This window comes from Citrobacter sp. S55_ASV_140, from assembly GCF_018919505.1.
In the GTDB taxonomy this organism is placed as follows: Bacteria; Pseudomonadota; Gammaproteobacteria; order Enterobacterales; family Enterobacteriaceae; genus Citrobacter; species Citrobacter werkmanii.
The window spans coordinates 1-14,058 of sequence record NZ_JAHLQZ010000103.1 but is presented as its reverse complement, the minus strand read 5'-3'; the positions used below and the strand labels follow the sequence as shown (position 1 = coordinate 14,058).

Sequence of the window (14,058 nt, the reverse complement as noted above, 5' to 3'; positions counted from 1 at the left end):
GGACATTGCCCAGACTCTTTTTTGTTTACAGCATGATGTATTACATCAGCGGTGCCGCTAACTGCACAATGCTGATCAGCGGTTGCGGCCAGATACCCAGCACCAGCACCAACAGAGCAGAAATCAGCACCACGATCCCGCCCGCGCTGTACTGCCAGTTAGACGGCGCATCGCGGTTCAGCTGTTGCGGCGCGCTCAGGTACAAGCTCACGGCAACACGCAGGTAGTAGTACAAACCAATCGCGGAACCGACCACCACGGCAGCAACCAGCCACCACAGGTTAGCCTGCACACCGACCGCCAGCACGTAGAACTTACCGATAAAGCCCAGCGTCATCGGGATACCCGCCAGAGACAGCATCATTACCGTCATCACTGCCGCGAGGATCGGGCGATGCCAGAACAGACCACGGTAGGAGAACAGAGAATCGGCATCCGGGCCACGGTACGGGCTGGACATCAGGCTGACCACACCGAACGCGCCGAGGCTGCTGAACAGGTAACCGGCCAGGTAAACGCCAACCGCTTCCATCGACATCTCGCCGCTCTGCAGGACAATCAACGCCACCAGCAGATAGCCGAGGTGAGAGATGGAGGAGTAACCGAGCAGACGCTTGATGTTGGTCTGGCTCAGCGCCATCAGGTTACCGAAGATGATGGAAGCAAAGGCGATCACGCCCAGCACGGTACGTACCGCTTCGCTGTCGCCAACCGGCGCATACAGGAACAGACGCATCACTACGCCGAAGATAGCGATTTTGCTCGCCGTCGCCAGGAAGGTGGAAACCGGAGCCGGAGCGCCCTGGTATACGTCTGGCGTCCACAGGTGGAACGGAACCAGCGAGAGTTTAAAGCCGAGGCCAACAATCATCAGACCGAAGCCCGCCAGCAGCAGCGGTTCGTGCAGCATGCCGTCGCCAAGGCTCTTACCGAGCGCTACAAACGACAGGTTGCCAGACTGCGCGTACACCAGCGCCATACCGAACAGCAGGAAGGAAGACGCTGCGGCAGACAGAATGGTGTATTTGATACTGGCTTCCAGAGAACGTTTCTGACGGAACGCATAGCCAACCAGACCAAACAGCGGCAGAGAAATCAGTTCGATACCGAGGAACAGCGCCGCCAGATGGTTAGCATTTGCCAGCAGAATACCGCCGAGTGCAGCAATCAGCACCAGCAGGTAGAACTCTTCCCGGTTGTCGTCGTAACCTTCCAGCCACGGGTAAGCAAAGGTACAGGTGGCAAGACTTGCCAGCAGCACCAGCCCGGTATAGAGCATGGCGAAACCGTCAACCCGCATCAGCGGGGTGACGTCCATGGCGCCCGCCTGGCCAACAAACCAGAGCGAAACCAACGCGGCGTTAAGCCCAATGACCGACAGCGTGGCATTGAGGAAGTGATTGCGTCGCCACGCAATGGAGAGCATCACAACCACCACCGTCAAGCCGACGATCAGCAGCGGTAGCAGCGCAATCAGGTGTTGTGGAGTTATTGTCATGGCGATTTACGGCCTTGTAGTAGTAACGGAATTAACAAACCACTGCTGGATGTTGCTCATCGCAGAATGCGAGGTATCCAGAATCGGCTGCGGATAGAAGCCAAGCAGTACCAGAAGCACGACCAGCAACAGGATGATAAACAGCTCACGCAGCGACATCCCTGGCAGTTCTACACTGGCAATCTGGCTCTTCGCCTTACCAAAGTAAGCGCGATGCAGCATCGCCAGCGAGTATACAGAGGCAAACACCAGACCAAAGGTCGAGATCACGGTAATAACCGGAACCACCTGGTAGCTGCCGAACAGAATCATAAATTCGCCAACGAAGTTACCTGTACCCGGCATACCCAGCGTACAGACTGCGAAGAACATGGACAGCGCAGGCAACCATTTCATTTTGCCCCACAAACCACCCATCATGCGCATGTCACGCGTGTGCAGACGTTCGTACAGCTGACCACACAGGATGAACAGACCGGCTGCGGACAGACCGTGCGCAATCATCTGAATTACCGCGCCCTGGTAGGCCAGTTGGCTGCCGGTGTAGATAGCAATCAGCACGAAGCCCATGTGGGATACGGAGGTATAGGCAATCAGACGTTTGATGTCGTACTGATTAAAGGCCATCCACGCGCCGTAGAAGATACCAATTACGCCAAGCCACATGGCGATAGGCGCAAACTCCGCCGACGCGTTCGGGAACAGCGGCAGAGAGAAACGCAGCAGACCGTAGGCTGCGGTTTTCAGCAAGATCCCCGCCAGGTCAACGGAACCTGCGGTCGGAGCCTGGGAGTGCGCGTCCGGCAACCAGCCATGCAGCGGAACCACTGGCATTTTCACCGCAAAGGCGATGAAGAAGCCCAGCATCAGCAGGTATTCCACGCCATGAGACATCGGGGTATTCAGCAGCTCTTCATAGTTGAAGGTCCACACGCCGGTCGCTTTGTAGTGCACAAACACCAGCGCCAGGATGGCAATCAACATCACCAGACCACTCGCCTGGGTATAAATGAAGAACTTGGTCGCCGCCGTGATACGCGTTTTCCCGTCAGAGGCTTTATGCCCCCACAGCGCGATCAGGAAGTACATCGGCACCAGCATCATTTCCCAGAAGAAGAAGAACAGGAACATGTCGATGGCCAGGAACACGCCGATCACGCCGCCTAAGATCCACATCAGGTTCAGGTGGAAGAAGCCCTGGTATTTTTCGATTTCATTCCAGGAGCAAAGGACCGCCAGAACGCCGAGCAGACCGGTCAGCACTACCATCAGCAGCGACAAGCCGTCGATTGCTAAATGGATAGAGATGCCAAAACGTGGGATCCACGGCAGGACAAACTCAGACTGCCACTGCGGAATACCCGCAGATTGCGTCAGTGAATAGCCGCCCTGCAACCACAGTTGCAGGCCAAGCGCCAGCGTCAGTCCCATGGTAATCAGCGCGATCCAGCGCGGCACCTTCACGCCAAAGCGTTCGGTCTGCCAGCACAGGAAGCCACCGATGAAAGGGATTAATATCAACCAAGGTAATAACATGGTGATCTTTGTTCCTTGTTTAAGTCCCGTTCAGGCTATCTCACTCGTCATAGCGAACCCCGGCTGTGCTCGCAACCCTCACGTACTTCAGTACGCTCCGGTTGCTGTGCGCAGGCGGTGTCCACTCTGACTTCGCCGATAACGCCTGTCCTTTTGGACCTGATTTTCAACGAATTTTAAAAATTCTCTTTGGGTTTGTTGTGTCGGGCACAATACCAACCCTCAAACTCAACGCAGTACCATCAACAGTGCCAGCACAACGACGGCGCCAATGCTCATCGATGCCACATACCAGCGCAGATAACCGTTCTCGCTTAACAGCAGGCCTTTACCTGCAAAGCGGGAAAGGACAGCCGGAATGTTCATCATTGAGTTCAGCGGGTCGCGTTTCAGCAGCCAGGCAATGCCCAGGAACGGCTTCACGAATACTTTGTCGTACAACCAGTCAAAGCCCCAGGCGTTATACCACCAGGTACCCAGCAGACGGCCCGGCGCACTATTGGCAATCGACGTCACAAGCGTACGTTTACCCAGCCACAGCCATGCTGCGATCAGGATGCCCGCAATCGCGACGATACCAGAGGTAATTTCCAGCGTCATGACGCGACCATGCTCAAGTTCGGTCGTTGCAGGCAGCACTCCCTGCAGCGGCGGTACGATCAGCGCGCCAACAAAGGTGGACAGGATCATCAGCACAATCAGCGGCAGATGATGGGTAATCCCCTTCCCGGCGTGAGCGTGAATTTGTTCTTTACCGTGGAATACGATGAAAATCATTCGGAAGGTGTACAGCGAGGTCATAAACGCACCGACCAGTCCTGCAACCATCAGATTGATATGACCGTTCGCCATCGCACCGGCCAGAATCTCATCCTTACTGAAGAAGCCTGCGGTAATCAGCGGCAGAGCCGACAGCGCCGCGCCGCCCACCAGGAAGCAGAGATACACCAGCGGAATAGATTTACGCAGGCCGCCCATCTTGAAGATGTTCTGTTCGTGATGACAGGCCAGGATAACCGAGCCGGACGCCAGGAACAGCAGCGCTTTAAAGAAGGCGTGCGTCATCAAGTGGAAAATCGCTGCATCCCATGCCTGAACGCCGAGCGCCAGGAACATGTAGCCAATCTGGCTCATGGTGGAGTAAGCGAGAACGCGTTTGATGTCGGTCTGTACCAGCGCGGCAAAACCTGCCAGCACCAGCGTGATCGCACCGATAATCCCCACCAGATGCAGGATTTCCGGGGTCATCAGGAACAGACCATGGGTACGTGCAATCAGGTAGACACCAGCGGTAACCATCGTCGCGGCGTGGATCAGCGCGGAGACAGGCGTCGGGCCGGCCATCGCGTCAGCAAGCCAGGTCTGCAACGGCAGCTGTGCGGATTTACCTACCGCACCACCCAGCAGCATCAGGGTCGCCCACATCAGCATGTTGTTGCCGTCGGCAAAGTGCGCAGGCGCCAGTTCAACCATTTCGCGGAAGTTCAGCGTGCCCAGCTCGTTGTAGAGGATGAACAGCGCGAAGGCGAGGAACACGTCACCGACACGGGTCACCACGAAGGCTTTCATTGCCGCAGCGCCATTCTTCGGATCGCTGTAGTAGAAACCGATCAGCAGATAGGAACACAGGCCCACGCCTTCCCAACCGAGATACATCAGCAGCAGGTTATCCGCCAGTACCAGAACCACCATGCTGGCGATAAACAGGTTGGTGTAAGCGAAGAAACGAGAGTAGCCCTCTTCTCCACGCATATACCAGGAGGCGAACATGTGGATCAGGAAACCGACGCCGGTCACCACGCTGAGCATAGTCAGCGACAGACCATCCAGCACCAGGTTAAAGCCGATGTTGAAGTCACCGACAGACATCCACGTCCACAGCGGCTGACTGTAGGCTTGTTGACCATTAGCAAAGAAGTCAACGCCAACAAACGCCGTCACCAGCGCAGCCAGGCCAATAGAGCCAACGCCCACGGTAGCGGACAGATTTTCTGACCAACGACCGCGAGAGAACGCCAGTAATACAAAGCCAATAAATGGCAGAATAATGGTTAAGGCAAGCATGTTCATCCACGCATCTCACTTACTGAATCGATGTTCAGGTTCTGGCGACGGCGATGAAGTTGCAGCAACAGCGCAAGTCCAATGCTCGCTTCCGCAGCCGCGAGGCTGATGGCGAGAATGTACATCACCTGACCATCGGTCTGGCCCCAGTAGCTTCCGGCGACCACAAAGGCCAGCGCGGAGGCGTTAATCATGATTTCCAGCCCAATCAGCATAAACAGCAGATTGCGGCGGATAACCAGACCGGTTAAGCCCAGCACGAATAAGACAGCCGCGAGGATCAGTCCATGTTGTAAGGGGATCATGCGTGCTCCTCCGTTTTTCTTTTCGCACGGTCATCGGTGCGATTGCTCAGTACTTCACCTGAACGCTCTTCGCGACCCACGTGGAAGGCCACAACCAGGCCCGCCAGCAGCAGCATCGAAGCCAGTTCGACCGCCAGTACATACGGTCCGAACAGGGAAATACCGACCGCTTTCGCGCTAATTGGCGTACCGTCGATGCCCTGATCGTTAACGCCCAGAATGGCGTACACAATCACGACCAGCATGATGGCCGACAGAATCGCCGGACCAATCCACACCTGTGGTTTCAGCCATTGGCGTTCCTGTTCAATTTCAGAACCACCGAGGTTGAGCATCATTACCACGAACACGAACAGCACCATGATGGCGCCCGCGTAGACGATAATTTCCAGCGCACCGGCGAAGTAAGCGCCTAACGAGAAGAACACCCCAGAAATCGCCAGCAGCGAAATAATCAGATACAGCAGTGCGTGTACCGGATTGGTGTGGGTGATCACCCGCAAGGTTGCGAGAATGGCTATCAGGCCACAGATATAAAAAGCGAACTCCATTGCCCCTCTCCTTACGGTAACAGGCTCTTGACGTCGATAGGCTTGGCTTCGTTCTCTGCTTCGCCCTTATCTTTGCCGTCGATTGCCATACCTGCCATCCGGTAGAAGTTATATTCCGGGTATTTGCCCGGACCGGAGATCAGCAGATCCTCTTTCTCGTAAACCAGGTCCTGGCGCTTGTACTCACCCAGCTCGAAATCTGGAGTCAGCTGAATAGCCGTTGTCGGACAGGCTTCTTCACACAGGCCGCAGAAAATGCAGCGTGAGAAGTTAATGCGGAAAAACTCCGGATACCAGCGGCCGTCTTTGGTCTCTGCTTTTTGCAGAGAGATACAGCCTACCGGACATGCTACCGCGCACAGGTTACAGGCAACGCAGCGCTCTTCACCGTCCGGGTCGCGGGTCAAAACGATACGACCACGAAAACGGGGCGGGAGATAGACCGGCTCTTCCGGGTACATCTGCGTTTCGCGTTTCGCGAACGCATGCAGGCCGATCATCCAGATACTGCGTACCTGGGTGCCGAAACCTACGAACAATTCTTTTAAGGTCATGGTCTTTGTGTCCCTTATTGCGCCTGCCACAGAATGACAGCCGCCGTTACCAACAAGTTGACGAGCGTCAGCGGCAGACAGACTTTCCAGCCGAAGGACATTACCTGGTCATAACGAGGACGCGGTAACGACGCACGAATCAAAATGAACATCATCATGAAGAACGCGGTTTTCAGCGCGAACCAGACGAATGGCGGTAAGAACGGGCCATGCCAGCCACCGAAGAACAGGGTAACCATCAGTGCAGAAATGGTGACGATACCGATGTACTCGCCCACGAAGAACAGACCGAATTTCATACCGGAATATTCAATGTGGTAACCGTCGGCCAGTTCCTGTTCGGCTTCTGGCTGGTCAAACGGGTGACGGTGACATACCGCCACGCCCGCGATGGCAAAGGTGACAAAACCAAAGAACTGCGGAATAACGTTCCAGATATCAGCCTGGTTATTGACAATGTCGGTCATGTTGAATGAACCGGCTTGCGCCACCACGCCCATCAGGGACAGTCCGAGGAACACTTCGTAGCTCAGCGTCTGCGCAGAAGCACGCATCGCCCCCAGCAGCGAGTATTTGTTGTTGCTCGACCAACCAGCGAACAGTACCGCGTATACCGCGAGACCTGCCATCATCAGGAAGAACAGGATGCCGATGTTCAGGTCAGCAACGACCCAGTTTGGGCTCACCGGCACGATGGCGAAAGCCAGCAGCAGCGAGGTAAAGGCGATCATCGGCGCCAGGGTAAAGATGACGCGATCCGAAAATTTCGGGATCCAGTCTTCTTTAAAGAACATCTTGATCATGTCCGCAACCAGCTGGAGCGAACCGCCCCAGCCAACACGGTTCGGCCCGTAACGGTTCTGGAACAGACCCAGCAGACGACGTTCGCCAAAGCTCATGAATGCCCCGCAGGTGACCACCACCAGCAGAATCACCACCGCTTTGAGAATGCTCAGCAGGATCTCAATCAGATCGGGTGTAATCCAACTCATTGCTGTGCCTCCTGCAGATCCTCAAGACGCGCGCCTGCCAGAACCGGCGCGATGCCAGGCATACCCATCGGTAAACCAACCTGCCCTGCCGTTAATCCTTCAGCGATTTCAACCGGCAGCGTGACCGTATTGCCATCGTAGCTGAAAGAAACACGGGTACCGGCATTAACACCCAACTTCGCGGCGTCTGCCGGGTTAAGTTTGATGTACGGCTGCGGCATACGAGTCTGGAAGACCGGCGCACGCTGGGACAATTCGTCGCTACCAAACAGATGGTAGTACGGCGCGATACGCCACTGACCATCCTGAGCTTCGAAGCTCGCCGGAACGGTAGTGAAGTAATCCATACCGCCCGCAGAGGCTTCAATCAGACGCACGCCCGGATCGCCATGACGCAGTTTACCGCCCACTTCATCCTGGAACTTGTTCCACGCCTGTGGGGAGTTCCAGCCCGGAGCCCAGGCAAACGGAATTTGTGAACGCGGCGCAGACGGCTGGTTGTTCCCTTCCATCGAGAAGGCGAACATGGTGTCTTTATCCTGCGGCTGACGAGGTTCATGGACGCTGATGTTAGCCCGCATCGCGGTACGACCGCTGTAGCGGTGCGGCTCACGCGCCAGTTTCTGTCCACGGATACGGAAGCTTGCATCCGGCGCGGCATCTTTGATCCCAGCCAATTGCGGCAGCTTCTCAACAACCGCGTCGATAACATGGTCGAGCTGCGTCCAGTCCACTTCACGGCTCTGCACGGTGCTGTGCAGCGAGTGCAGCCAGCGCCAGCTTTCCAGCATCACGGTGTTGCTGTCGTAGTATGACGGATCATAGACCTGGAAGAAGCGCTGCGCGCGGCCTTCGTTGTTAATCACCGTCCCATCGCTTTCGGCAAAGCTCGCGGCGGAAAGCACCAGATGGGCGTTTTCCATAATTGCTGTACGCTGATGGTCAACAACCAGTACCAGCGGCGCTTTCGCCAGCGCGGCATTAACACGCGTTGCTGAAGCATGGCGATGCAGGTCATTTTCCAGCACCACAACGGCGTCAGCACGACCTGTTTCCAGCTCGGTCAGCGCATCGTCAAGAGAACCACCGCCAATCATACCCAGACCCATGCTGTTAACAGAGCGCGCAATCATGGTAATGCCGACGTCAGCGCCACGACCTTTCAGCGCCTTCGCCACGTTGGCAGCAGCCTGAATTACTTCGGCGCTACCGGCGTTGGTGCCGGAAATAATCAGTGGTTTCTTCGCTCCGGCTAATGCCTGAACGATCACGTCAATTTTGTTCTGCAGGTCACGATCGATACCGTCAACCGCCGGGGCGTTGTTATCCAGCGCGTGGGCGATAGCGAAACCTAAACGCGCCTGATCTTCAACCGGCGCACGGTAGGTCCATGCAGCGATATCATCCAGACGGGTATTATCGACGTTAGTCACAAACAGCGGGTGCTTAGCGCGCTGACCGATGTTAAGGATTGCCGCAATCTGCCAGTCGGCCACTTTCTGCGCCGCCGCCATTTCGCGTGCTTTACCTTTCACCGCCTGACGCACCGCCAGAGCAACGCGCGCGCCGGTCTGGGTGACGTCTTCGCCCAGCACCAGAACCGCATCGTAAGACTCGATTTCACGCAGTGCCGGGGTATGAATACCGCCGTCACGCAGCACGCTCAGCGCCAGCTGCAGACGTTCCTGCTCACCCTGGGCGATACCGGTATAGAAGTTATCCGCGCCGACCAGTTCACGCAGCGCGAAGTTGCTTTCAACGCTGGCACGCGGGGAGCCGATACCAATCACTTTCTTCGACTGGCGCAGAATATCTGCCGCGCCCTGCATCGCCTGTTCGGCGTTGAGCGTGATCAGATCATCGCCACGACGCTGTACCGGCTGACGCGGACGGTCTTTCAGGTTCACGTAACCATAGCCAAAACGACCACGGTCGCAGAGGAAGTAGTGGTTAACGGTACCGTTGTAGCGGTTTTCGATACGACGCAATTCACCGTAGCGCTCGCCCGGGCTGGTGTTACAGCCAATGGAACACTGCTGGCAGATGCTCGGCGCAAACTGCATGTCCCACTTACGGTTGTAGCGCTCGGAGTGCGTTTTATCGGTGAACACGCCGGTCGGGCAAATCTCGACCAGGTTACCGGAGAATTCGCTTTCCAGCGTACCGTCTTCCGGGCGACCGAAGTAGACGTTGTCATGCGCGCCATACACGCCCAGATCCGCGCCATCGGCGTAATCTTTGTAGTAACGTACGCAGCGATAGCAGGCGATACAGCGGTTCATTTCGTGAGAGATGAACGGCCCCAGGTCCTGGTTGCGGTGCGTACGCTTCGTGAAGCGATAGCGACGGAAGCTATGACCGGTCATGACGGTCATATCCTGCAGGTGGCAGTTACCGCCCTCTTCGCAGACCGGACAGTCGTGCGGGTGGTTGGTCATCAACCACTCCACAACGCTTTCGCGGAACTGTTTCGCTTCTTCGTCATCAATAGAAATAAAGGTGCCTTCGGTGGCTGGTGTCATACAAGACATCACCAGGCGACCACGCGTATCTTCCGCGTTTTGATATTGCTTCACCGCACACTGGCGGCAAGCACCGACGCTGCCCAGCGCCGGGTGCCAGCAAAAGTACGGAATATCAAGGCCGAGAGACAGACAAGCTTCCAGCAGGTTGTCCGCTCCGTTGACCTCATATTCTTTGCCGTCTACATGAATCGTAGCCATAGTCAGCATGCTTCCAGTTGGCTTAGTCAGGGACTAAGCGTTAATCGAATTACTTATCGCGATGCAGGGGGTAACCTGCAATTACCAGCGCTCTTTCAGCAGGTTCGGCTGAATACCACCAATAGCGTGGGTATTGCTGAAGGTCTGCTTGATGCCAGCTTCGAATTCTTCGCGGAAATATTTAATGGCGCTCTGCAGCGGCTCCACCGCGCCCGGTGCGTGTGCACAGAAGGTTTTACCCGGGCCGAGGAAACGACACAGTTGCTCAAGTGTCTCGATATCCCCAGGCTGGCCTTCGCCACGCTCCAGCGCACGCAGAATTTTTACGCTCCACGGCAGACCGTCACGGCACGGCGTACACCAGCCGCAGGACTCGCGGGCGAAGAACTCTTCGAGGTTACGCACCAGCGGTACCATGCCAATCTCGTGGTCAACGGCCATTGCCAGCGCAGTACCCAGACGGCTGCCTGCTTTACCGATGCTTTCGAACTCCATCGGCAGGTCAAGATGCGCCTCGGTCAGGAAGTCGGTTCCCGCGCCGCCCGGCTGCCAGGCCTTGAATTTCAGGCCATCACGCATACCGCCCGCGTAGTCTTCGAGGATCTCACGCGCGGTGGTGCCAAACGGTAGTTCCCACAGGCCAGGGTTCTTCACACGACCGGAGAAGCCCATCAGCTTGGTGCCCGCATCTTTGCTCTTCGAGATGTTCTGATACCACTCCACGCCATTGGCGAGGATGGCCGGTACGTTACACAGGGTTTCGACGTTGTTAACGCAGGTCGGCTTACCCCATGCGCCAGAGCTTGCCGGGAACGGCGGCTTGGAACGCGGGTTAGCGCGACGACCTTCGAGGGAGTTGATCAGCGCGGTTTCTTCACCGCAGATGTAACGCCCTGCCCCGGTATGGACAAACAGTTCGAAGTCGAAACCGGTGCCCAAGATGTTTTTGCCAAGCAGACCGGCTTCGGTTGCTTCGGCAATCGCGCGGCGCAGATGCACAGCCGCCTCGATATATTCACCGCGCAGGAAGATGTAACCACGGTACGCTTTCAGCGCAAACGCGGAAATCAGCATGCCTTCCACCAGCAGGTGCGGCAGTTGCTCCATCAGCAGGCGGTCTTTATAGGTGCCCGGTTCCATTTCATCGGCGTTACACAGCAGGTAACGGATGTTCATGGATTCGTCTTTCGGCATCAGGCTCCACTTCAGACCGGTGGAAAAGCCCGCGCCGCCGCGCCCTTTCAGGCCAGCGTCTTTTACCTGATTGACGATTTCGTCCGGTGACAGGCCGGTCAGGGCCTTACGCGCACCTTCGTAACCGTTTTTGCTACGATATTCGTCCAGCCAGACTGGCTGTTTGTCATCACGCAGACGCCAGGTCAGCGGATGTGTTTCGGGAGTACGGATAATATCTTTCATTTATACCGCTCCAGCAGTTCAGGAATGCCTTCCGGGGTCAGGTGAGCATGAGTGTCGTCATCGATCATCATGTTCGGCCCTTTATCACAGTTCCCCAGGCAGCAGGTCGGCAGCAGCGTAAAGCGACCATCAAAGGTCGTCTGCCCCGGCTTGATGTTGAGTTTTTTCTCAAGCGCAGCCTGGATCCCCTGATAACCATTGATATGGCACACCACGCTATCGCAATAGCGGATCACGTGGCGACCTACCGGCTGGCGAAAGATCTGGCTATAGAACGTGGCAACACCTTCTACGTCGCTTGCCGGGATACCCAGCACATCCGCGATCGCATAGATCGCCCCGTCCGGCACCCAGCCACGCTGCTTCTGAACGATTTTCAGCGCTTCAATGGACGCCGCACGCGGGTCTTCGTAGTGGTGCTTCTCGTGCTCAATCGCTTCACGCTCAGCCGCACTCAGCTCAAAAGCCTCGGTTTGTGGTTGTTGATTCTCGTGCATAATTAGCGGTCCACATCTGACATAACAAAATCAATACTACCCAGATGGACGATAAGGTCGGACACCAGGCTGCCGCGTACCGCTACCGGGATCTGCTGCAGGTGCGCATAGCTCGGGGTACGGATACGAGTACGGTAACTCATGGTGCTGCCATCGCTGGTCAGGTAGTAACTGTTGATACCCTTGGTCGCTTCCACCATCTGGAAGGACTCGTTTGCCGGCATAACCGGTCCCCACGAAACCTGCAGGAAGTGGGTGATCAGGGTTTCGATATGTTGCAGCGTGCGCTCTTTCGGCGGCGGCGTAGTCAGCGGGTGATCCGCTTTGAACGGGCCTTCCGGCATGTTGTTGAGGCACTGCTCAAGGATGCGCAGACTCTGGCGCAGCTCTTCAACTTTCAGCATTACGCGGGTATAGCAGTCAGACACGCCGCCGCCAACCGGAACTTCAAAGTCAAAGTTTTCGTAGCCAGAGTATGGACGGGCTTTACGCACGTCGAAATCAATACCGGTCGCACGCAGCGCAGCACCGGTACAACCCCAGTCCAGCGCTTCTTTCTTGCCATAGGCGGCAACGCCCTGGGAACGACCCTTCAGGATGGTGTTACGCAGTGCAGCTTTCTCGTAGGAATCCAGACGTTTTGGCATCCAGTCGAGGAAGTCACGCAGCAGCTTGTCCCAACCGCGCGGCAGATCGTGTGCGACACCGCCGATACGGAACCAGGCCGGGTGCATACGGTAACCGGTGATCGCTTCCACCACGTCATAAATTTTCTGACGATCGGTAAAGGCGAAGAAAACCGGCGTCATCGCGCCGACGTCCTGAATGAACGTGGAGATGTACAGCAGGTGGCTGTTGATACGGAACAGTTCAGACAACATAACGCGAATCACGTTGACGCGATCCGGCGTGGTGATGCCCGCCAGTTTCTCAACCGCCAGTACGTAAGGCATTTCGTTGACGCAGCCGCCGAGGTATTCGATACGGTCGGTGTACGGAATGTAGCTGTGCCAGGACTGACGTTCACCCATCTTTTCAGCACCACGGTGGTGGTAGCCGATGTCAGGCACGCAGTCGACGATTTCTTCGCCATCAAGCTGCAGCACAATACGGAACGCGCCGTGAGAAGATGGGTGGTTAGGACCGAGGTTGAGGAACATGAAGTCCTCGTTTTCGGTACCACGCTTCATGCCCCAGTCTTCGGGTTTGAAGGTCAGCGCTTCCATTTCCAGATCCTGTTTGGCTTTGGTCAGCTCAAACGGATCGAATTCGGTCGCACGCGCCGGGTAATCTTTACGCAGCGGGTGGCCTTGCCAGGTATGCGGCATCAGCAGACGCGTCAGATGCGGGTGGCCTTCGATATCGATACCAAACATTTCCCAGGTTTCACGCTCATACCAGTTGGCGTTGGGGAACAGTTTGGTAAAAGTCGGTACACGCAGATCGTTTTCAGACAACGCCACCTTGAGCATGATATCGCGATTGCGTTCAATAGAAATCAGGTGATAGAAAACGGAAAAATCCGCGGCAGGTAACCCTTCGCGGTGCGTACGCAGACGTTCGTCCATGCCATGTAAGTCAAACAGCATGACGTAAGGTTTCGGCAGTCTCTTTAAGAAATCGCCAACTTCCAGTAATTGTTCACGCTTGACCCAAACAACGGGTACCCCGGTGCGAGTCGCCTGAACGGTAAAGGCATCCGGCCCAAAACGGTTGCGCAGTTCGCCAATGACCGGGTCATCAAGGTGATCCCGTGTTTGCCATACAGCATCTTGCGCGGTTAAGTCGGTCATATTGTTCACCATTGTAAATGGTCCGTGGTAGTCGGCAGTGCTTCGCGCTATTTATGTAGTGATAAGCGAAGGAAGTGCGGCTGCCGACAGGCGCAAATTAAATCTCGTCTGGTGTACGAAGATTCG

General features: G+C 56.1%; 11 protein-coding genes. All 11 read right to left on the bottom strand.

The window, feature by feature from the left end; all coding sequences use genetic code 11:
- Positions 1-40: 40 nt before the first annotated feature.
- Entirely contained in the window at positions 41-1,498 is a 1,458-nt protein-coding gene (nuoN, locus tag KQJ18_RS15240) for an NADH-quinone oxidoreductase subunit NuoN (protein WP_216422227.1), read from the bottom strand.
- Between the two features lie 6 nt (positions 1,499-1,504).
- Complete coding sequence (gene nuoM, locus KQJ18_RS15235; RefSeq protein WP_003027692.1) at positions 1,505-3,034, bottom strand: NADH-quinone oxidoreductase subunit M; 1,530 nt, start codon at positions 3,032-3,034, stop codon at positions 1,505-1,507.
- Between the two features lie 228 nt (positions 3,035-3,262).
- Positions 3,263-5,104, bottom strand: a complete 1,842-nt coding sequence (gene nuoL, locus KQJ18_RS15230; protein WP_069323385.1) for an NADH-quinone oxidoreductase subunit L — start codon at positions 5,102-5,104, stop codon at positions 3,263-3,265.
- Positions 5,101-5,403 (bottom strand): NADH-quinone oxidoreductase subunit NuoK, encoded by a 303-nt coding sequence (gene nuoK / locus KQJ18_RS15225; protein WP_006683663.1) that lies wholly within the window; start codon positions 5,401-5,403, stop codon positions 5,101-5,103. Before nuoK ends, nuoL begins: the two co-directional genes overlap by 4 nt.
- Positions 5,400-5,954 (bottom strand): NADH-quinone oxidoreductase subunit J, encoded by a 555-nt coding sequence (nuoJ, locus tag KQJ18_RS15220; RefSeq protein WP_003028059.1) that lies wholly within the window; start codon positions 5,952-5,954, stop codon positions 5,400-5,402. The genes nuoK and nuoJ overlap by 4 nt, the downstream gene beginning before the upstream one ends.
- Positions 5,955-5,965: 11 nt before the next feature.
- The gene (gene nuoI, locus KQJ18_RS15215; protein ID WP_003028062.1) at positions 5,966-6,508 is read right to left on the bottom strand and encodes an NADH-quinone oxidoreductase subunit NuoI; all 543 of its coding nucleotides are present in this window, start codon (positions 6,506-6,508) and stop codon (positions 5,966-5,968) included.
- A 14-nt stretch (positions 6,509-6,522) separates the two neighbouring features.
- Positions 6,523-7,500, bottom strand: a complete 978-nt coding sequence (gene nuoH, locus KQJ18_RS15210) for an NADH-quinone oxidoreductase subunit NuoH (RefSeq protein ID WP_003028063.1) — start codon at positions 7,498-7,500, stop codon at positions 6,523-6,525.
- Entirely contained in the window at positions 7,497-10,223 is a 2,727-nt protein-coding gene (gene nuoG / locus KQJ18_RS15205) for an NADH-quinone oxidoreductase subunit NuoG (RefSeq protein WP_110498804.1), read from the bottom strand. Before nuoG ends, nuoH begins: the two co-directional genes overlap by 4 nt.
- An 81-nt stretch (positions 10,224-10,304) precedes the next feature.
- Positions 10,305-11,642 carry an NADH-quinone oxidoreductase subunit NuoF gene (gene nuoF, locus KQJ18_RS15200; RefSeq protein ID WP_216422226.1) on the bottom strand — a complete coding sequence of 446 codons (1,338 nt, stop codon included), beginning with the start codon at positions 11,640-11,642 and terminating at the stop codon, positions 10,305-10,307.
- Positions 11,639-12,139, bottom strand: coding sequence for an NADH-quinone oxidoreductase subunit NuoE (gene nuoE, locus KQJ18_RS15195; protein WP_006683660.1), 501 nt, complete (start codon positions 12,137-12,139; stop codon positions 11,639-11,641). The genes nuoF and nuoE overlap by 4 nt, the downstream gene beginning before the upstream one ends.
- Before the next feature lie 2 nt (positions 12,140-12,141).
- On the bottom strand, positions 12,142-13,944 hold the full coding sequence (nuoC, locus tag KQJ18_RS15190; RefSeq protein ID WP_006683659.1) for an NADH-quinone oxidoreductase subunit C/D: 1,803 nt from the start codon (positions 13,942-13,944) through the stop codon (positions 12,142-12,144).
- Between the last annotated feature and the right edge of the window lie 114 nt (positions 13,945-14,058).